The organism is Pseudomonas sp. SORT22 (assembly GCF_018417635.1).
GTDB lineage: Bacteria > Pseudomonadota > Gammaproteobacteria > Pseudomonadales > Pseudomonadaceae > Aquipseudomonas.
The window spans coordinates 3,128,411-3,148,735 of the sequence record NZ_CP071007.1 but is presented as its reverse complement, the minus strand read 5'-3'; the positions used below and the strand labels follow the sequence as shown (position 1 = coordinate 3,148,735).

At 62.0% G+C, this 20,325-nt stretch carries 18 protein-coding genes; 6 read left to right on the top strand and 12 right to left on the bottom strand.

All coding sequences use genetic code 11. The annotated features are described in order from the left end of the window. Positions 1–10 precede the first annotated feature (10 nt). Positions 11–1,864 (bottom strand): ABC transporter ATP-binding protein, encoded by a 1,854-nt coding sequence (locus tag JYG36_RS14480; RefSeq protein ID WP_093383047.1) that lies wholly within the window; start codon positions 1,862–1,864, stop codon positions 11–13. Between the two features lie 105 nt (positions 1,865–1,969). Here JYG36_RS14480 and JYG36_RS14475 point away from each other — a divergent pair, with 105 nt between their 5' ends. Beyond that, positions 1,970–2,446 carry a nuclear transport factor 2 family protein gene (locus tag JYG36_RS14475; RefSeq protein WP_213601295.1) on the top strand — a complete coding sequence of 159 codons (477 nt, stop codon included), beginning with the start codon at positions 1,970–1,972 and terminating at the stop codon, positions 2,444–2,446. Here the strand turns inward: JYG36_RS14475 and JYG36_RS14470 are convergent. Next, on the bottom strand, positions 2,443–3,144 hold the full coding sequence (locus tag JYG36_RS14470; protein WP_213601293.1) for an EthD domain-containing protein: 702 nt from the start codon (positions 3,142–3,144) through the stop codon (positions 2,443–2,445). The genes JYG36_RS14475 and JYG36_RS14470 overlap by 4 nt on opposite strands. A gap of 208 nt (positions 3,145–3,352) precedes the next feature. On the opposite strand from JYG36_RS14470, the gene JYG36_RS14465 reads away from it, so the two are divergent. The 4 genes from JYG36_RS14465 (at position 3,353) to JYG36_RS14450 (ending at position 7,923) form a co-directional block, all read left to right on the top strand. Beyond that, on the top strand, positions 3,353–3,784 hold the full coding sequence (locus JYG36_RS14465; protein WP_213601291.1) for a nuclear transport factor 2 family protein: 432 nt from the start codon (positions 3,353–3,355) through the stop codon (positions 3,782–3,784). A 263-nt stretch (positions 3,785–4,047) separates the two neighbouring features. Continuing rightward, complete coding sequence (locus JYG36_RS14460; RefSeq protein ID WP_213601289.1) at positions 4,048–4,569, top strand: RNA polymerase sigma factor; 522 nt, start codon at positions 4,048–4,050, stop codon at positions 4,567–4,569. Continuing rightward, positions 4,566–5,399, top strand: a complete 834-nt coding sequence (locus JYG36_RS14455; protein ID WP_213601287.1) for a FecR family protein — start codon at positions 4,566–4,568, stop codon at positions 5,397–5,399. Before JYG36_RS14460 ends, JYG36_RS14455 begins: the two co-directional genes overlap by 4 nt. Positions 5,400–5,475: 76 nt before the next feature. Next, positions 5,476–7,923 carry a TonB-dependent receptor gene (locus JYG36_RS14450; RefSeq protein ID WP_213601285.1) on the top strand — a complete coding sequence of 816 codons (2,448 nt, stop codon included), beginning with the start codon at positions 5,476–5,478 and terminating at the stop codon, positions 7,921–7,923. Positions 7,924–7,988: 65 nt separating this feature from the next. Here the strand turns inward: JYG36_RS14450 and JYG36_RS14445 are convergent, their stop codons facing one another. The 10 genes from JYG36_RS14445 to JYG36_RS14400 form a co-directional block, all read right to left on the bottom strand. Further along, positions 7,989–8,855 carry a hypothetical protein gene (locus JYG36_RS14445; protein ID WP_213601283.1) on the bottom strand — a complete coding sequence of 289 codons (867 nt, stop codon included), beginning with the start codon at positions 8,853–8,855 and terminating at the stop codon, positions 7,989–7,991. Positions 8,856–8,891: 36 nt separating this feature from the next. Next, positions 8,892–9,422: a fimbrial protein gene (locus JYG36_RS14440; protein WP_213601281.1), complete on the bottom strand. Its 531-nt coding sequence runs from the start codon at positions 9,420–9,422 to the stop codon at positions 8,892–8,894. Positions 9,423–9,430: 8 nt separating this feature from the next. Beyond that, positions 9,431–9,952 (bottom strand): fimbrial protein, encoded by a 522-nt coding sequence (locus JYG36_RS14435; RefSeq protein ID WP_213601279.1) that lies wholly within the window; start codon positions 9,950–9,952, stop codon positions 9,431–9,433. Then, the gene (locus tag JYG36_RS14430; RefSeq protein WP_213601277.1) at positions 9,949–10,434 is read right to left on the bottom strand and encodes a fimbrial protein; all 486 of its coding nucleotides are present in this window, start codon (positions 10,432–10,434) and stop codon (positions 9,949–9,951) included. Before JYG36_RS14430 ends, JYG36_RS14435 begins: the two co-directional genes overlap by 4 nt. 10 nt (positions 10,435–10,444) lie before the next feature. Then, a complete protein-coding gene (locus JYG36_RS14425) occupies positions 10,445–11,014 on the bottom strand; it encodes a fimbrial protein (protein WP_213601275.1) in 570 nt (189 codons plus the stop codon). Between the two features lie 35 nt (positions 11,015–11,049). Next, the gene (locus JYG36_RS14420) at positions 11,050–11,811 is read right to left on the bottom strand and encodes a fimbria/pilus periplasmic chaperone (RefSeq protein WP_213601273.1); all 762 of its coding nucleotides are present in this window, start codon (positions 11,809–11,811) and stop codon (positions 11,050–11,052) included. 29 nt (positions 11,812–11,840) lie between these two features. Continuing rightward, complete coding sequence (locus JYG36_RS14415; RefSeq protein ID WP_213601271.1) at positions 11,841–14,327, bottom strand: outer membrane usher protein; 2,487 nt, start codon at positions 14,325–14,327, stop codon at positions 11,841–11,843. 45 nt (positions 14,328–14,372) lie between these two features. Beyond that, positions 14,373–14,897: a fimbrial protein gene (locus JYG36_RS14410; RefSeq protein ID WP_093383013.1), complete on the bottom strand. Its 525-nt coding sequence runs from the start codon at positions 14,895–14,897 to the stop codon at positions 14,373–14,375. 70 nt (positions 14,898–14,967) lie between these two features. Further along, positions 14,968–15,522, bottom strand: coding sequence for a fimbrial protein (locus JYG36_RS14405; RefSeq protein ID WP_213601269.1), 555 nt, complete (start codon positions 15,520–15,522; stop codon positions 14,968–14,970). A gap of 171 nt (positions 15,523–15,693) precedes the next feature. Then, positions 15,694–16,317: a response regulator transcription factor gene (locus JYG36_RS14400; protein WP_213601267.1), complete on the bottom strand. Its 624-nt coding sequence runs from the start codon at positions 16,315–16,317 to the stop codon at positions 15,694–15,696. 279 nt (positions 16,318–16,596) lie between these two features. On the opposite strand from JYG36_RS14400, the gene JYG36_RS14395 reads away from it, so the two are divergent. Further along, positions 16,597–20,241 carry a transporter substrate-binding domain-containing protein gene (locus tag JYG36_RS14395; RefSeq protein ID WP_249744352.1) on the top strand — a complete coding sequence of 1,215 codons (3,645 nt, stop codon included), beginning with the start codon at positions 16,597–16,599 and terminating at the stop codon, positions 20,239–20,241. Positions 20,242–20,325: the final 84 nt, after the last annotated feature.

Here is a 20,325-nt window from a genome sequence, read left to right as displayed (position 1 = left end):
TCTCGGCCAGCTATTCCTCGGCCAGCGCCAGCCCCTGATCCTCACCCAGAAAGCCGCCACTCTGGTGCTGCCACAGCCGTGCATAGGTGCCGTTGCGCCCGAGCAGTTCGGCGTGGGTGCCTTGCTCGATTATGCGCCCCTCGTCCATGACGATCAGCCGGTCCATGGCCGCGATGGTCGAGAGCCGGTGGGCGATGGCGATGACGGTCTTGCCTTGCATCATTTCGCCGAGGCTTTCCTGGATTGCTACTTCCACTTCCGAATCCAGCGCGCTGGTGGCCTCGTCGAGCAGCAGGATCGGCGCGTTCTTGAGCATCACCCGGGCGATGGCAATGCGTTGGCGCTGGCCGCCCGAGAGCTTGATACCGCGCTCGCCGACCAGGGTGTCGTAGCCGCTATGGCCCTGCTTGTCGCTCAGCTGGCTGATAAAGCCATCGGCCTGGGCGTGGTAGGCCGCCGCGCGGATTTGCGCATCAGTGGCATCCGGGCGGCCATAGGCGATGTTGTCGCGGATGGAGCGGTGCAGCAGGGAAGTATCCTGGGTGACCATGCCGATGGCGCTGCGCAGGCTGTCCTGGGTGACCTCGGCGATGTTCTGGCCGTCGATGCGAATCACCCCCTTGTCGACGTCGTAGAAGCGCAACAGCAGGTTGATCAGCGTCGACTTGCCGGCGCCGGAGCGGCCCACCAGACCGACCTTTTCGCCGGCGCGGATGTTCAAGTTGAGGCCGTCGAGCACCTGGCGCTCGCCGTTGTAGTTGAAGCTGACATTGTCAAAACTCACCGCGCCGCCGCGGGTCTGCAGCACGCCGGCGTTCGGCGCATCCTGCACCTTGGGGCCGCGGGTGAGGGTGGCCATGCCGTCCTGCACGGTGCCGATGTTCTCGAACAGCGCGGTCATTTGCCACATGATCCAGTGCGACATGCCATTGATGCGCAGGGCCATGGCGGTAATCGCCGCCACCGCGCCGGTGCCGACGTCACCCTGGTGCCACAACCACAGGGCGTAGCCGCCGGCGCCGATGATCAAGGCCACCACCAGCGCCTGGTTGACGATTTCGAACTGGCTGACCAGGCGCATCTGGCGAAAGCCGGTCTGCTTGAAATCTTCCATCGCCGCGCGGGCGAAGTGCGCTTCACGCTTGGAGTGGGAAAACAGCTTGACCGTGGTGATGTTGGTGTAAGCGTCGGAGATTCGCCCGGTCATTGAAGAGCGGGCATGGGCCTGCTCCTGCCCGACCTTGCCCAGGCGCGGCACGAAGTACAGCATGGCCAGGCCGAACAACGCCACCCAGGCAATAAAAGGCAGCATCAGCTTGAGGGCGAAGCCACCGGCCAGGGCGATGATGGCGATGAAGTACACGCCGATGCCGGGGATGATCTCGATCAGGGTGAACAGCACTTCGCGCACGGCGAGGGCGGTCTGCATCACCTTGGTGGTCACCCGCCCGGAGAACTCATCGGAAAAGAACGACAGGCTCTGGCGCAGCATCAGCCGGTGGAAGTCCCAGCGCAGGCGCAGCGGCAGGTTGATCGCCAGTACCTGGTGCTGGACCATGGTGCGCAGCGCCACCAGGCCGATGCTGGTCAACAGCACGATACCGATGCCCCACAGCACGCGCCGTTCCTCGCCGTCGGTGGCGCCACCGGCCTGCCAGGTCGAGAGCAGGTCGACCACCTGGCCGAGAAAGGCGAACAACCAGGCTTCGTAGATCGACACACTGGCACTGAGCAGCGCGAGCGCAAGCACATAGCCGCGCGCACCACGGGTGCAGGCCCACAAAAAGCGCAACAGGCCTACCGGTGGCGGCGGTACTTCGTCGGGCGGGAAGGGGTCGAGGCGGCGTTCAAAGATCTGCAGCATGGTGGCTTCCGAAAACGTGTAGCCCTGTAGTCTAGCCGGACGATGACGTCAGTGGGCATCGACCTATCCTGTGCCGATGCCTCCCCACCCCCAGGAGTACCACTGATGGCCCTTACTTTGGACGACCTTGTCGAGATCGAGCACATCAAGCAGCTCAAGTACCGTTACTTTCTTGCGGTTGATTGCCATGACTGGACGGCACTGGAGGCGTGCCTTGCCGAAGACCTGACCACCGCCCTGGACGGCGGCAAATACAGCTTCGACAGCCGGGCAGCCTTTATTGAAGGGCTCAAGGCGATACTCGACCGGCCGACGTTCCTGTGCAAACACCACGGGCACCATCCGCAGATCGAAATGCTCTCGGCCGACACCGCGCGTGGCAGCTGGTACCTGGAAGATCACGCCATCGACCTTGAGGGCGACTGGATGCTGCACGGCACGGCGCTGTACCAGGATGACTACGTCAAGCGTGACGGGCGCTGGTTGATCGTTGCCACAGGCTACCAGCGCCTGTTTGAAACCCTGACCTCACCGATACCTGCACAGTTCAAGGTCACTGCCAACCTGTTTGACCGGCCCTAGAGGCGATATTGACTGGTGGGCAGCACGTCGATCTTGTCGAAATCGATAAAGCGCGCGCAGCTGTCCATCATGATAGCCAGGTTGCGCTGGAACTTCGCCTCGTCGCCGACCGCGTCGAAGAAGGCTTGAGGGTCGGTCATCGCCGCCGGCGGGAAGCACTCTTCGACGATGGCGTCGATCGGCGGGGCGCCGTGGGTCAGCACCTGCACCACCAGGTTCTGCACGTACTGAAAGTTGTCCTGGGTGTCGATGGCCACTGCCGTGTGGTGGTTGCGCCAGATGTCCAGCCAGGCCTGCGGGGTCAGGCGAGGAGGGCGGGTCAGCAGGGCTACTTGCGCAAAACCGTAGGTTCGCTCGCCCGGCGCGCAAGCAAAGCGTGTGTTGCCAATGGCTTCGGACTCACACACCAGATAGGCCGCCATACGCGCGGTTGCCGCCATGATCAGCCGGTCGAACGGCTGCCTGGCACTGGCGTTGGCGCTGTCCAGCCACAGCGACAGGCAGGCGTGCGGCAGCGGCCGGTTGTTCTCCTGGCGCAAGCCTGCCGCAGCGTCGACGTCGCTGTCGGCCAGGTTGAGTTGCAGCCTTTGCGCGCCCTGCGCCTGCAGTTGCGCGGCCAGTTCGCAGCGCAGTTGCCGGGCAAAGGTTTCGCGCGGGGTCTGGGTGTCACGCCAGAGCAGGTAGATGACTTTTTCCATGGCGATCAAGGTCCTTCGCAGTTGGTCAATGAGCGGGCGGGGTATCGACCCAAAGCCATGCTGGGGGCAACGCGAAACCACGGAATCCTCCGAACAGACTAGCGCTGGCCCCTGTTCAAACGCTTTGCCACAGCTAGTCCCAACGGACGATCAGCACCCGCCTGCGGCTCGATAGACTCAAGCCACACCCACTTGTGAGGTCAGCCGAATGAGTCTGGAACACCGCGTTGCCCGCCTGGAGGCGCTTGACGCCATTCGCCAGCTCAAGCACCGCTATTTCAACGCCTGCGACCTCAAGCAGGTGGAGGTCATCCGCGACTGCTTTGCCGAAGGCGAGATCCTCATCGACTACGGCCCGGTGGGGACGTTTCACGATCGCGACAGTTTCGTCGCGCTCTATCAGCAACTGACATGCAACGCGCGGGTGATCGACCTGCATCACGGCGCCAACCCGGAAATACACCTGACCGGTGACGACCAGGCCCAGGGCCGCTGGGCCCTGTACTACTTCAACCTGGATGGCGAGAGCGGCGCCACGCGGCAACTGGGTGGCATTTACCAGGATCGTTACCGGCGCATCGACGGGCAGTGGAAGTTGATCGAGACTTGCTTCAGCGCTCATTCGCGGGTAGAGGGCTAGGCTTTGTACGAAAAGTGCCTGCGCGACGATCATGCTGCGTTGAAAACAGGCTCGGAATGCTCATTTACAACTCGTAAAGTCGTGCGCGACCCCGGCCGTTCCTCGCCTGTTTTCGCCTTGCCTGATCGCCGCTCGGCGACTTTTCGTACAAACCCTAGTCAAGGGCCTGGAGGCGTGAATGCGGTATTTGCTTTAAATGTAAAGTATTCGCATTTATACTGCGCGGCCACGCCTCCCTTGGCATTCCCTTCGCGCAGGTCATCGTGCAGGTCGAGCCCAGCAAACCCACACTCCTGGCAACCTTGGTCCGTCATTATGACGAACTGGTGGACCATGTGCGCCGACGTTTTGGCGAGCGGGTGTTCGCCCGTGAAGTGGTCCATGACCTGTGCCTGCAGTTGCTGGAAAAGGACGAAAAACAGGATGTGCGCACGCCAGTGGCGTTGTTGCGCAAGATCGCCCACGACATTGCGGTTAGCCGCTACCGTAGCGAACGCCGTCGCCAGGGCTGGATAATCGGCGTTGATGCCTTGCCTGAGGTCGCCAGTGGCGCCCCAAGCCAGGAGCGCCATCTTGACGCTGAACGCACCCTGGCGCTGCTGACCGATGCGATTGCCAACTTGCCGGCGCGCTGCCAGGCGGTGTTCGTCATGCACAAACTGCACGAACTGCCGCAAGCGCAAGTGGCCGAACGCCTGGGCATCTCGCTCAAAACCGTAGAAAAGCACCTGCGCCTGGGCATGAACGCGTGCCGCAAGCACCTGGCCTCGGAGCTGCTGCCATGAGCCGCAAGCCCCAGGACTACCGCGAAGAAGACGAAGCCCTGGCGCGCTTTCGCGAGGAGCTCAAGCAGCGATTCCCGCTGCCGGCGCCAACACCCACCAAGCGCAAGCGCGCCACCGGCAAAACCCTGGGGCTGGTTGTGCTGGCCCTGGCGGCGGGCGCGCTGTGGCTGGACCCTGCGTATCAGACTCAACATATCGCCAGCCAGGTCGGCCAGCGCCAGGCCCTGCAACTGGCCGACGGCAGCCAGGTGCTGCTCGACAGCGACAGCGCGCTGACCATCAGTTGGCACCTACGCACCCGCCAGGTCGAGCTGCAACGGGGCCAGGCGTTGTTCCAGGTGTCGCCGAGGGTCTACCGGCCGTTTCTGGTCGATGCCGGCGGGGCAGGGGTGCGGGTGGTCGGCACCCGCTTCAACGTCAACCGCAACGGGCAAGACGTGCAGGTAACCGTGGCCGAAGGCAAGGTCGCGGTGCGCGGGCGTGCCACCGAGGTGGTGACGTTGCTCGAACCTGGCCAGCAACTGCGCGTGCGCGATGGCGTCGCGGGCCCGATGACCCGGGTCAGCGCCGATGATGTCACGGCCTGGAAAGACAACCGCCTGGTGTTCGCCAGCACGCCGCTGGCCGAGGTCATCGCCACGCTGCAGCGCTATCACCGCCAGCCAATCAGGCTGATCGACCCGGGCATGGCCCGCTTGCCGGTATCCGGGGTGTTCGACAGCGAGCATGTCGAGCGCCTGCTGGCGCTGTTGCCGGCAATCCTGCCGGTCAGCGTTGCGACCGCGGCCGATGGTGCGGTGCTGATCAACTCCCGCGACACGAAAAAATAATTTGCGCCAGAGGTAGGGTTGCGCGGCGGTGCTGACGGCTATCTCTCTGCAACCTTACTTTGTGGAGCCTAAAAACGTGAGTCAGCCCTTCCTGCGTGCGCCTGTGCGCCTGTCTTTGCTGGCCAGCGGCCTGCTGCTGAGCCAGTGGTCGCTGGCGCAATCGGCACCGGTCGATTTCGATGTGCCCGCCAGCTCGCTGGAAACATCCCTGAACGCCGTTGCCCGCCAATCCTCGGCGCAGATCCTCTTTGCCAGCGACATCACTGCCGGCAAGAGTGCACCTGCGCTGCGCGGGCGCTACACCTTGCAGCAAGCGCTGCAGCGGCTGCTGGGCAAGAGCGGGCTGACCGCCCAGGAGCGTGACGAACATACCTACCTGGTGCTGCCGGCCGCTACTTCGGCTGTTAAAGAAGCGGCCGCCAGCGATTCGGCTGCAGTGGAACTGGCCAGCCTGCAGATCAGCTCGTCGCGCCTGAACAGCGACCTGGTGCCGCAAGCCCGGCAGGTCAATGTCATCGAGCGCGAGCAACTGCAGCAGTTGCGCCAGGGCTCTGATGGCCTGGCCACCCTGCTGGCGAAAAGCATCCCCGGCATGGCGGACTCCAGCCGCACCATCACCGACTACGGGCAGACGCTGCGTGGCCGGACAATGCTGGTGCTGGTCGACGGCGTACCGCTGAACACCAACCGCGATTCCTCACGTAACCTGGCCAACATCGACCCGGCGCTGATCGAGCGCATCGAAGTGATTCGTGGCAGCAGCGCCATTTATGGCGCGGGGGCAACCGGCGGGATCATCTCCATCACCACCCGCCCGGCCGGTGGCGAGCCGCGTGCGCAAACCACCCTCAGCGCTGTATCGCCACTGAGCCAACTGGACAGCGACGGCCTCGGCGGGCAGTTGCAGCATCACTTGTCGGGCGCCCAGGGCCAGGTCGATTACGCCCTGGATTTTGGCGCCCGGCACATTGGCGCCTCCTATGACGCCAAAGGCCACCGTATAGCGCCCGAGCCGAGCCAGGGCGACCTGTTTGACTCCAACACCTACAACATCGGCGGCAAGCTGGGCTTGCGCATCGACGATGTGCAGCGCATCCAGCTGTCGGCCAGCCACTACAACGCCGAGCAGAACTCCGACTACACCTCCGACCCTTCGGTTGCCCGCCTGCCGCCAGGCTCGGTAGCGGCCCGGCCGCTGTCGGGGCTGTCGCTGGATGAGCAGAACCAGATCAAGAACACCTTGCTCAACCTTGAATATGCGCACACCGACATCCTCGGCGGCACGCTCAATGCGCAGCTTTACTACCGCGACTACTTCACCCGCTTCACGCCGTTTGATGCGCGGGCGGTGGCCACTCGCGGGCGCAATGTCGACCAGGTGATGCAGAACAGCGAAGTGTTCGGCAGCCGCGTGACCCTGCGCACCCCGATCGGCAGCGCCGGCACGACCGAGCTGCTGTGGGGCGGCGACTTCAACCAGGAGCGCAGCGACATGCCGATCGACATCTTCGACCCACAGGTGTACGACGCCAGCGGCGGCCGGGTGTTCGACAAGATCGGCAAGCTGACCTACATGCCCGACCTGACCTCGCGCAGTGTCGGTGGCTTTGCCCAGTTGCAGCACAAGTTCAACGAGCACTGGTCGATGGAAGGCGGCGTGCGCTACGAGTACGCCACCGCCGAGTACGATGACTTCATTCCGCTGTCGGAATCGGCCGCTGCCCAGCCGGCCACGGTGCAGGGCGGCGAGGTGCACTACGATTCGGTGCTGTCCAACCTCAGCGTCACCTACTCACCGGTGGCCGGCCAGGCGCTCTATGCGGCGTTCAGCCAGGGCTTCCAGCTGCCCGATATTGGCGTGCAACTGCGCAATGCCCGGCGCGGCTTTGATATCGATTCGTCGAACCTGGAGCCGGTGAAAACCAACAACTATGAACTGGGCTGGCGCGGCGCCGTGGGCGAGCAGACCCTGGCGTCGCTGGCGGTGTTCTACACCACCTCCAAGCTGGGTGATGTGCAGAGCTTCAACAACGGCCTGATCCTCACCCGCACCCAAGAGCGTATCTATGGCGTGGAAGGCAGTGCCGACTGGCTGACCGGCGATGAGCGCTGGGGCGCCGGTGGCAGCTTTACCTGGATGAAAGGCCGCGAGCAGCCGGACGGCGGCGATTGGCAAGACATGACCGGCTACCGCATCCCGCCGCTGAAACTGACCGCCTATGTGCAGTTCAAGCCCAGCGAAGTGTGGAGCAACCGCGTGCAAGCCACCTATTTTGACGGCGATGACTATCGCTTGAATGGCGTTGCCAGCTTCGGTCGGCGCAAGGTCGATGGCTACACCACGGTCGACCTGATCAGCCAGTACCAGGTGACGGCCGACGATCAGGTCAGTGTCGGTATCCAGAACCTGTTCAACCGCGACTACTACCCGCTGTACAGCCAGCTGATGCGCAACAGCAACAACACCAGCCATCTGCCGGCGCCGGGGACGGTGTTGACGGCGAGTTATACGCATCAGTGGTAGTGGTTCGTTGGCAAGCGGCGAAGCCCGGGCGTTTTTGGGTTTCGGCGCTTGCTGACAGTCAGGCTTCAAGGGATATAGATTTCGATCCAGGTTGAACCTGAGATGTCGCCGGGTTCCGGGGTTTTACCTCCGGTGTGCAGCGTAGAGCTAATAAATTTGCGTTCCCCCCACCACCACTTATCGGGCCCCTCAAGCACCAGGTTGTAACCGCCTTGGGTCGAGTTACCCACCACGCCGATATCTTGGCCATCAATATCCAGCGTCGCTGTCACCCCTCTGCCCAGGGGGACACCGGAGCTGTCCGGATACGCTGCCGTGATTCTCACCGTGGTTGACGCTGTGCACTTGATATCGACCCATGCGCCTCCAAGAGCAGATGGTTTCGCACCCTCGACCGTGTCTTCAAAGAGACCGCGTCCGTACTCGATGGTGTTTTTCCCGACCATATCGCACTGCACAACCGGAGCGACGGGTGCGACGCAAGGCCCGAATCCGGGGATGCCACCGAGCCCGTAGAAACCGGCACTCAGCGTCAAGCAGGTGCCGGGGGGAATCTCTTTTTCGCGCGGCACCAGCACCGACACCCGCAAGGGAATGCTGAAGCCCAGCTTCATGAGGTCCTGCAGCGCTTGCCCCATGGTTTTACTATTGGGCAGGTCCGCAATTTTTTGCGAGGCTATAAAGTATCTTGAGCCTGGCGCCGTGACTAACGATGCTTCCAGAAAGCAGCCTTGTTCATTTTCCGGATAAAGAGGGTTGATGCAAAAACTGGGGCTGGTGTCGCTGGTGGACCAATCGCTGACCGTGAAGTAATAGCGATTGCCGGCAGCTTCATATCGGGTTTCTGTTGGTGTAATGGTTAAGGCGTGTGCGTCGAGCATGAGGGCCCACAACAGGGCCATGAACGTCAGGTTTTTCAGTGAAATAAACACGGTATGCCTCGGTAAAGGGTGCAAAAAAGACGCGCGTCAGTCGTAGCTCAGGGCAAAGGTCAGCGATGCTTCGAGCGCGCCCAGGCCGATGGTGCGATTGTCCAGCGCCTCGGGTTCACCCTGCAGGTAGGCGCTGAAGCCGATCAGGTTGTCGCCGCTGACCAGCTCACCCAGCGGCTGCAACTGGTTCAGCGCCAGGGCAGTTCCCCGCGCCGTCTCAAGCCCGATGGCCACCCCTGTGGTAGTGCCCTGCAGCATCAGCAAGCCCGGTAGTTCGCCGCTTTCCGTGCCGCTGAAGGTAATGCTGACCAGGCGTTTACCCAGGCTCATGTCGCAGCTCTGCAGGTGCAGCACGATGGGCCGGGCGAGGGTACGGCGATTCAGGTACAGGTCCTTGTCACTGACGCTGCTGAAATCCAGCTCGATGGCCTGGTCTTCGACGGCCAGGGTGCAGGGTTCTTCGGCCAGGGTGCCGCGAAAGTACATGTTGTCCTCGGCTGCAACGCTCGCCGGCAACCAGCAGGCGGCCGCGAGGCAGGCGACGGTGGTCAGGGCCCACGTGCGCATAAAACCTCCTAGTAGAGTTCGGCCATCAGCAGCGCCGAAGCGCTGAAATCGCCATTGCCCAGCGTCGCCCCGGGGTTCTTTACCGGCACGGCTTCCAGCCGCGGCAGGACGGCACCGTTGCTGTTGTCGATTTGCCGCGGCTCGTTAAGGATGAAGTCGGTGCCGCCAAGCAGGATGCGTATGCCCAGGTCAGTGACCGAGGTCTGCACGGCCGCCGGGTCGAACTGGGTGGCGATGGCCTTGAGGGTCAGGCGCATGTTGTAGCTGCTACCGGGGGCACCGGCACCCGGGCAGTCGATCTGGTAGGGGATCGCCTGGCGATAACGCTGGCCGTCGATCTTGCTCGGCACCACGCTGCCGGCGAACTGCACATCGATGCGGCCACCCTTGTCGCTGACCACGCAGGCCGGTGGCGTGATCAGGGTGCCGGTGAACTCCATGTTGTCGGCGTGACAGGGCACAGACAGGGCGCTGCCAAGCATGAGGGCTGCGCCATAGGCGACAGTTCGCAGCACGAGGTCGTTGATCATTGGTAATCCACCACCAGGGTTGCCCCGCTTTTGAAACTGCCACCTGCGGTTTCGCTGCCTTGTTGCTTGACCAGCACGGCCTGCAGGGCTGGCGGCAGGTTGGCATTGAAGTTGTGCCAGGTATTGAGCGGGTACTTCTGCCCGGCGATCTTCAGGGCGATACCCAAGTTGTTGTACGACGGAATCCGCAGCAAGGTTTGATCAAATGCAGCACCTTGACCCTCGACCTTCATTTTCAGCTCGCTTTTGACCGCGCGGCTGCAGTTGAGCGAGTAGTTCAGGGTGATGGTCTTGTAGCTGCCGTCGATCGCCGTGGTGTCCACGTCGCCAAACGGGGCGGTGATCGGTTGGTTGTCATTGATCACGCACGGCGGCCTTGCCTGAATTGTCCCTTTGATACTCATCAGCATGGCTTGAGCCGCTTCCGCCGACAGCGGCACGACGAACGCAAACGCCCACAGTAACGACTTGATGCCCGACATGCCCGCCACCTCAGTCATACGCCAGGTTGACGTTGAGGCTGGCGCGAAACGGCCCCGGCAGCAGCGGCGCGGTGGTGCGTTCGGGCCTGACGTAGTAGGTCAGCTGGTTACTGCCGGGGGTAAGGAACCAGGCCGGGGCCAGACGCCCGAGGCGCACGTCCTGGCCGCGGACGTCGGTAACCCGCAGGCCGAAACCCGAGGCGCCAATGACTTTCACCAGCTCGGGGCTGTCGGCGTCGACCACCGCGTTGAAGCTCAGGCCCAGCACCGGCTCGACACTGCTCCAGACCAGCGCACCACTCTGTACATCCTGGCGCCCGCCATTGACCCGCACGCAGCCCTGCAGGCGTAATTGCAGGGGCCTGGGCGTGCCTTGATCGCCCGGCCGGTACAGGGTAGCGGTGCTCAGATCGCCGAGGTCGAGCTCTTGATAGGTCGAGGCCGGGTCCAGGTAGCAGGCGCTTTCCAGCAAGGTGCCGGAGATCTGGAAAAAGGCGTTCTGTTCACCGTTGTCTGCCGCCAGGGCAAGCGTGGTGACGCTTGCGCCCAGCGCCATCAGTGCACGGCTGCTGAAGTTCATGATGAGGCCCCTGTCAGTGCGTGAGGTTCAAGGTGTTACCGTTTCTCGGCAACGGCGGTGGCGGTGCAGGTGCTGGCCGCGCAATCGAACTGCAACTGCGGGCGGCCACCGTAGTCGTTGACGTAGGTCAGCACCGGCTTGTCGCCAAGCGCTTTGCTGGCAACGCCCAGGTCAGCGTGGCCCTGCGGCGCCAGCATCAGCGGCTTGAAGTCGGCCACGGTGCTGCTTTTCGGGCTGCTGCTGGCATCGATCACGGTCACGTAGTAGGGCGTCGGGTTGTTGACCTGGTAACGGCCGTCCTGGCGCGTCAGGGTCAGCTGCTCTTGCCAGGGCGCCTGGTTGATGCCGCTTTTCGGGGCAATCGACACCGGCCGATAGAACAACTTGACCCGGGTTTGCAGGGCGATCTGCAGGGTGTTGGGTTTGTCGCTGCGCGGGGGGATTTCACGCAGGTTGAAATAGAACAGCGATTCGCGGTCCTGGGGCAGTTTGTTCAGCTCGGGCAGGCCCTGGATCTTCACCTGGCTGCTGGCACCCGGCTCCAGGCGCTGGATCGGCGGCAGCACCACCATCGGGCTGGTGATTTTCTGTTCCTGCTCGTTCTCTACCCAGGTTTGCGCCAGGTACGGCAGTTGCTCGTTCTGGTTGGTGATGTTGAGGCTGATGGACTTTTCCGAGCCGGTGAAAATCACCCGGGTGCGGTCCAGGGAGACGGCAGCGCTGGCCGGTTGCGCGATGGCAACGGCAAGCAGGGCCAGCAGGGGCAGGGGGGCGAAGGTTGAATCGTTCATGGTCATAAGCCGTATTAAGTGCATTAGGTGCCGGGTCAGGCCGCGTCGCTATCGGTTGCGAGCGGCTGGCACAGCAGTTCCAGTTGTTGGCCATCCGTGGAAAGCGGGTCGGGCACGGTAAAGTCACATCGCGCCTTGCCGTCCCAGTGCAGCGACATGCGTTCTCCTGACTGCATGCCACTGAGATAAACCTGACCGCCTTCGCCGACGATGCCGGTTTCCTGGCCGCGGCTGTTTTGCACCGTGGCTGCGAAGGGCGGGGCGTCGCGATTGGCCAGGCGAATGATGACCATGGCCTTGTGCCCGGCGATCACGTCGAAGCTGCGGTAGCCGATGGCGCCTTCGGTCAGGGTCGCCTGGGTTACCGATTGCACTGCTTCGACATCCTCGGGCAAGCGGTCCAGGTCGATGCTCGCCTGGTTGCGGTAGTAGCTGTTGACGTCGGCGATCACCGCCTTGCCGAAATAGTTGGTGCGCGTCAGCGCGCCGCTGCCGCGTACCGGCACGCCAGCAACACCCTGGGTGTCGACCAGCAGGCGGGTGCCGCCCATCTGCGAGGTGCGGTGCAACGCGGCGCCTTTGCCGGTGATGGTGGCGCCGCCTTGCAGCGACAGCCCGGCGGAGGTGTATTCGCCGGTCTGATGGCTGGCGCTGGCCACCACCTGGGCCAGGTCGCCCTCGTGGGTGAGGAAGCCGCTGGTGGACTCGCCACTGTCGGACTTGCCGACGCTGAGCATGTAGCGATTACGCTCATCGATCTGGTCGTAATAGCTGAGGGTCTGGCTGGTGTCGCCACGGTTGACCGAGGTGCTGTAGCTGATCGAGCCGGTGCTGTCCCAGGGAATGTTCACCGACAGGTAGGCGCCATCGTCGGTGGCACCGTTGGCGGTGTTGCGGTAGGCGGTCAGGGACAGGCTGAGGTTCTTCAGCCGGCCGAGGTTGAAGTAGCGCGACAGCGACAAGCTGTAGCGGTCACTGGCCTGGCTGTCCCAGTAGGTCTGGTGGTTGTAGTTGACGTACGCGTTGAGGTTGGCATCGCGAAACTGCTTGCTCAGGGTCGCGGTGTACAACTCCTTGCTCTGGTTCAACCGCCGATCACCGCGCTGGGCCTCGATGAACTCGTTCATGCTCATGTAGTTCTTTTCCGAGAAGCGGTAACCGGCGAAGGTGACCTGGCTGTCGTAGTCTTCGAAGCGCTTGGAGTAGCTCAGGCGATAGGACTTGCCGGTCAAGGTGTCGCCCTCGGGCAGTGAAGCGCGCGACTGGGTGACATCGAACGACATCGCGCCGAACACCAGCAGGTCACGACCGACGCCGGCGGCCAGTGCGCCGTAGTCCTTGGCCCCGAGGCCGCCGCCATACAACGACCAGCCGTTACTGACCCCCCAGGAGAATTCACCAGTGGAGAATGCCGGCCCGTCCAGCTGGTGGTTCCAGTCCGAGGGTTTGCCTGCGGCGAGCTTGTAGCGCACCGAGCCCGGGCGCGTCAGGTAGGGAATGTTGGCGGTGTCCATGCTGAAGGTCTGCACGCTGCCGTCCTGTTCTTCGACGCGCACGTCGAGCTGGCCGCTGACCGCATCGTTGAGGTCCTGGATGCGGAACGGTCCGGGTGCAACCTGGGTGTCGTATAGCACACGGTCTTGCTGGCGGATGATCACCCGCGCGTTGGTTTTGGCCACGCCGGTGACTTCCGGGGCATAGCCCCTGAGGTTGGGCGGCAGCATGTTGTCGTCGCTGCTGAGGTTGGCGCCGGAATAGCGAAAGCTGCCGAACAGATTGGAGTCCAGGTAGTCCTCACCGATGATCAGGCTCGACTGCCAGGCGGGGATCGCGCGCAGGGCGTAGAAACGGCTCCACTCGAACGAGCGTTGCGTCGGCTCGCCGGTGGCGCGCTGCAGGTCGGCCTGCCAGTCGCCGCGCAGGCGCCAGGCGCCGAGATTGATGCCGGCCGTGCCATTGCCACTGAGGTAGTCGCTGCGGCCTTTTTCGCGCTTGCGATCGGTGGTCTGGGCGTTGAGGTTGTAATCGAACAGTACCCCGGCAATGCCGTCGTCCCAGCGCGAGGGCGGGTCCCAGTTGGGCGCGATGTACTCCAGCGACTCCTGCGGGATGCTGATGTACAGCCCGGCCGCACTGAGGTCGCCGCGCACCTGCATACCAGGGATGCTGGTAACGTCCAGGCATTCGCCGTCATGCCACCAGAGCAGGCGGTCGCGCACTTGCGGCTTGAGGCCGAGCACTTCCACCAGCGCTGGCGACAGGCAGGCGACACTGCCCTTGGGGTCATCTTCAGGGGCAACAAACGCTACGTCGGTTTCGGACAACGAATCACGGTTGACGTGAACCAGCAAGTTGTACTGGCCGGGCATGATGAAGTTGGCGCTGGAAAACACCCGCAGGTCGAGGTTCTGGCGATCCTTGACATCAAGTACGTCGGTATTGAACTGGAAGTCTTCGGCCGCACCCGCCCACGAGGCGACACAGCACAACGTAGCGGTAGCCAGTACCCTGCGATGATCCACGAGACACGCATCCTTGAAGAGAAAGCAACAGCAGTCCGATAGCACTCAGAAGTGTTGGATATTGAGTTTTATCGTGGCGTGAAAGTCGCCGGCCTCGAGTGACTGGCCGGTACCCACCAGGGCAATGGAATAATTAAGCGCCATGTTGTCGGCCGACAGTGTGCGGTCTTCGACAGGCATGCCCGGGCTGATCAACTTCCCCTGACCATCCTTAATTTGTATGGCAATACCCTTGGCCGCCCCTTGAACGTTGAACTGGGTCTGGCCATCACCTTCAAACGTTATTTTGAACGCGTGCGGGCTTCGCGCAATTTCAGCGCTGCTTCCAATGCAGCGAGTGATGTAGATATTGAGCGGTTGTTGAATCGGGACTTCACCGCTGACCAGTCCGTTGATTGCAGTCGGTTGCAGAAACACCGTCTGGTTTTCATTGCCAACTTGTATTGCACAGGCTGCATCGACAATGCTCCCGGCCATATGCACTTGCGCCTTGAGTATGGGTTCGGCGCAGTAAGCGTGGCCTGCAAGCAGACAAAGATACACCGGCAGTAATAGGGTCGGACGATACATCACAGGCTCCGCAAACTTCCCGGGCACCTGTCAAACACAGATGCCCGGGACGCCAGAGAGGCGATTCGGCTTACTGGTAAGCCAGGGTGAAGTTGGCGAAGGTTTCGAAGTTACCCGGAACGATAGTCGCGGCCACTGGGCTGCCTTCTTTCGGGGTGGTCATGTCGCCTTGCAGGTAGGCCTGGAACTGCAGGAAGGTGTTACCGTTGGACAGTTGCTGCGCAGGGGCAGCATCGCCCAGCTTGATCAGGTCGCCCTTGTTGTCGGCGATGGCCAGGCTGGCGCCCTTGGCGGTACCGTTGATGGCCAGCAGTTGCGGGTTGGCAGTAGAACCCGAACCGGTGAAGGTTGCGGTCGCCGACTTGATGGTGCCCAGCTCACAGCCACGCAGTTCGATACGGAATGGCGTAGCGCGGGACTTGCCGCCATCTTTCAGTACCACGTTGGAGATCTGGTCCATTTCAACAGTCTGGTACTGCGACTCTTGAGCGATGGTGCACGGCGAATCAATGATTGCGCCCTTGAAGGTAATCACGCCGTTGCCTTGATCCGCTGCACTCGCGCCAGCCGAAGCTGCAGCAAGGGCAATTGTCATCATCGCGCCAGTCAAGGTACTCAGTTTCATTACATACTCCTAGATTATGTACAGGAAACCCTCCAGGGTTCCGTTGGCTGCTCGGGTATCGATGTACCGTTGAGCTGGGGCCAGTCTAGGAGTTGTTGTCGTCAATCTGACTAGGAAACTTCCGTTAATACCATCGGAAATTTCCTACATTGAATTATTTCCCGGCCGGCGTCACACCAGCGCATTACGCTTGGCAAGTTCAGCCAGTTCCACCAATGAGGTCGCACCCAGTTTTTCCAGCAGGCGGGTCTTGTAGGTACTGACGGTCTTGTTGCTCAAGAACAGTTTTTCGCCAATGGCCTTGTTGGAGTAGCCCTGGGCCAGGTGTTGCAGCACCACCATTTCGCGGTCGGTCAATTGCTGGATGCGTTCGAACTCGGAGCGGTTTTCTGCCGAAATCACGCTTTCGTGGGTCAAGGTCGGGAAGAAGGTGTAGCCGGCAAGCACTGCTTTCAAGGCGCTGACCAGGTTACCGAGGTCCTCTTCCTTGTTGACGAAGCCGCGTGCGCCCATCTTGATGCAGCGCTGGCACACCGCATCGGCGGTTTGCGAGGTCAGCACCAGGACTTTGCTGGGTGTTTCCAGGGCTTTGATTCGGGAAATCACCGACAGCCCGTCAAGTTTCGGGATGCCAATATCGAGAATGACCACATCGGGGGCATGCTCGCGGGTCAGTGCAAGGGCATCGATGCCGTTGTCGGTTTCGCCCACCACGTGCATGCCGTTGTTTTCCAGAAGAACCCTGACCGCCAGGCGAATGACCGGGTGATCGTCAACGATCAGTACGCTATGCATAAATTCATGAACCTTTAACACACGACGTGTAGTGAGCGAAGTTAAAAATTCTAACACCGATGCCTGCCTGAAAAGCTGACTGTTTTCCTTGTTTTTTATGAGTATTCCAAGTGTATTTCAGATTTGTCCTATGGCCTTTTTTAAAACAGAGGCGATCCAGCAACGGAATTGATAATAATCTGCCCAGTCATCGTACTAAACACCGCTGAACAGCAACGGGCAGGGCATACCGGGTTATGATTACTGGCTCTTTGACGCGCCCTGGTTACTGACCTGCCTATGCATTTACGATTTATCTGGCTGTTGATCTACCCGTTTCTGCTAAGTGTCCCGGTATTCGCCGCAAGTTTGCCGGTTGAGCCGCAAGTGCTGTCCAGCCAGTTGCGCATTGACCGTCACGACGTGGCCATTAGCAACGAAGACTGGCATTGGCTGCGGCGTAAAAATGAACTGGTCATCGGCGTATCGGCCACCGAAACCGAGCCTTTTCGGGTTGTCGATGATGACAACCAGTACGAAGGCATCAGCGCCGACGCCAGCGCGCTGATCGCGCAATTGCTCGGGGTGCAGGTCCGGGTGGTGCCGTTTAGCGACGATCAGGCGGCATTGCGGGCGTTGCAGGCTGGCAGCGTTGACCTGGTGAGCCAGCACATCCGCCAGGCGCCTGGGCAAGCACTGATTTTCACCCGGCCTTTTGCCCGCGATCGCCTGGCGTTGTTCAAGCATGCCAACCAGCCACAGGCATCCCCCGACAACCTGGCCGGTTTGACCGTTGCGGTTGCCAGCCAGCACAGCGAAGAGGCGCGCCGGCGATTTCCCCAGGCGCTCATTCGTGTGTATCCCGGTCATGACCAGGCGATTGCCGCCGCGGCGTTCGGGCAGGCCGACCTGTACCTGGATGATGTGCTCAGCGCTTATTACCGGCTGAATCATTCCTTTTATGGCTTTTTGCGTTTCGAGCGCTTTGTCGATTTGCCAATGGCCGGCTATGGCTATGCCTTGCGCGCCGACAACAGCCGTTTGCAGGCCCTGGTCGATATCGCCATCGAGGCGATCGGCAAGGAGCAACTGACCAATCTGGCCCGACGCTGGCTGGGCAACAGCTTCATTCCCAACGATGAGGGAATCGCCTTCACTACCGAGGAGTCGCGCTGGCTGGCGCGCCATCCCGTGGTGCGCCTGCAGATCAATGACGACCTGGCGCCGGTGGCCTTCTTCGATGCCAACGGTGCGTTCTCCGGGATTGCCGCCGACCTGCTGGAAGTCATCACCCTGAACACCGGCTTGCGCTTTGAGGTGCAGTCGCGCAGTGGCAGCTACCCACAACGTATCGAGTCGTTGCGCAACAAACGGGCCGACCTTGCGATCATGACCGCAAGCCCCGAGCGCGGCGCGGTGCTGCGTTTTTCCCGGCCGTTTCTGTCCAGCCGCTTCGTGCTGTTGGGCAAGCAGGGTGAGCCTGTCGAGCCCGCTGACCTCGCCGGCAAACGCCTGGCGATACCCACCGGCCTGGTCGGGCTGACAGCCTTGCGCGAACGTTACCCCGAGGCACAACTGGTCGAGGCGGGCGCCTCGCTCGACGCCATGAACCTGCTGTACGAAGGCAAGGCCGATGCCGCCGTGGCCCCACTGGCGACCGCGCGCTATTACAACATTCGCCTGTTTGACAATGGCCTGAGCATCAACGCATTGCTCGACATCGGCCCGGCCACTGCCAATTTCGCCATGCGCCGCAGCGATTCGGAGCTGCAGTCGATCCTCGACAAGGCCCTGCAGGACATCTCGCCGGACGAACTCACGGCCATTACCAACCGCTGGCGCTCGCCCCCTGGCATGAGCGGCGAGACCTGGCGTGATTATCGAACGCTGATCACCGAGCTGGTGGCTGGCGCTGTGGTGCTGCTGGCGCTTGCCCTGGTCTGGGTGCTGTACCTGCGCCGCCAGATTCGTGCGCGCACGCGCGCCGAACACAGGCTCAACGACCAGTTGCAGTTTATTGAAACCCTGACCGACAGCATGCCGCGGCCCTTGTATGTGCGTGATGTCGACGGCCGCATGCTGTCGTGCAACCGCAGCTACCTGGCGAGTGTCGGCCTGAGTGCCGATCAAGTCTTGAACAAGACGATCCACGAGATGCCCGGCATCGAGGCGCAGGCGCTTCCCGACTTTCACGGCAGTTACCTGCGCGCCATGCGTGAAGGGCAATCGATCGAGGCGGTCCACGCCATTCGCATGCACGGCAAAGAGGCCTGGATCGAACACTGGATTCAACCCTTCGAAGATTCGCAAGGTGTTACCCGTGGGGTGATCTGCGGCTGGATGGACCTGACCGAGCATCACAGGCTGGTGCAGCAGTTGCAGGAGGCGAAAGAGCAGGCAGTTGAAGCGAGCCGGGCCAAGACGCGTTTCCTGGCGACCATGAGCCATGAAATCCGCACGCCGATGAACGCCGTGATCGGCCTGCTGGAGTTGATCCTCAAGCGCTCCGCCGATGAGCGCATCGACCGCACCAGCATCGAAATCGCCCACAACTCGGCGACCGGCCTGCTGGAGCTGATCGGCGACATTCTTGACATTGCCCGCATCGAGTCCGGGCGCATGAGCCTCTCACCCAAGCGCGCCAACCTGCGGGAACTGGTCGAGTCGGTGGCCCGGGTATTCGAAGGCCTGGCCCGGCACAAGCGCCTGACGCTGATGCTGGAGATCGATGCCGAGATCAACCGCGATGTACTGGTCGATGCCCTGCGCTTCAAGCAGGTAGTCTCCAACCTGCTGAGCAACGCCATCAAGTTCACCGAGGCCGGCTTCGTCAAAGTCACGGTGGTCGGCCACCTCAACGATTCAGCGCAGATGGATGTGCAAGTTATCGTCGAGGACTCAGGCATCGGCATAGCCGCACACGACCAGCAGCAATTGTTCCAGCCGTTTGTCCAGGTACAGCGCAACGTGCGGGAAAACGAAGGCACCGGCCTGGGCCTGGTCATCTGCCGTTCGCTGTGCGAAATGATGGGCGGGCAGGTCAGCATCAGCAGCGAGCCGGGGCAGGGCACACGGGTAGACATGGCGCTGCGCTTCCAGGTGCTTGAGGCGGTTGCCGGGCTGCAGGCGGGGCAGAAGGCGCCGAGCGGGCAACGCTATCGCTTGCAGGTACTGGTGGTGGACGATCATCAAGTCAACCGGCGCGTGCTGCATCAACAACTGAGCTTCCTCGGCCATGACGTCAGCGAGGCTGAAAACGGCCAGGTGGCGTTCGAGCGGTGGTCCGAGGGCGCGTTCGACGTGGTCATCACCGATTGCCACATGCCGGTGATGAGCGGCTCGCAACTGGCGCAGGCCATTCGCCAGGCAGAGGGCGGCGACACAGAGGAACGTACGGTCATCATTGGCCTGACGGCTGATGCACAACCTGAGGGAATCGAACTGTGCATCAAGGCCGGCATGGACGACTGCCTGATCAAGCCAATCGGCGTGGATGAACTGGATGCGCGTTTGCGCGCTTTGCATGACGATGGCCCGCCAACCGAGGTGCAGCCGCATCTGGCCGCGTCCGACCTGCCGATGGCCGCGGCAACGGCGGTGATGGACCTGGCGCCGCTCAAGTTGTTGCTCAACAACGAGCCGATGAAGTTTCGCCAGATCCTCGAGGAATTGGTCAACAACAACCAGCACGACCGGCAACAGCTGGCAGCGCTGCTGGCGCAGCGCGATACCGAAAGCCTGGCGAGGCTGTCCCACCGTATCAAGGGCGCCGCGCAAGTGGTCAGGGCGGTGCAGCTGGTCAGCGCCTGCCGGCAGCTGGATGCGGTGTGCGGTGCGCCGCAGCTGGATGTCGAGCGGCTTGAGGTGTGTGTGGCTGAGCTTGATCAGGCGCTGGGGGTGTTGGAGTCGGCGTTGAGGCAGTCCGGGGTGTTTCCTGGGCGTTGACGCGGCATCCGCTCGTAGGAGTTTGGGAAATTTCCCATAGGCTAGCTGCCTACAGTTACTTAGTTTCAACAGGAGAAACGCAAG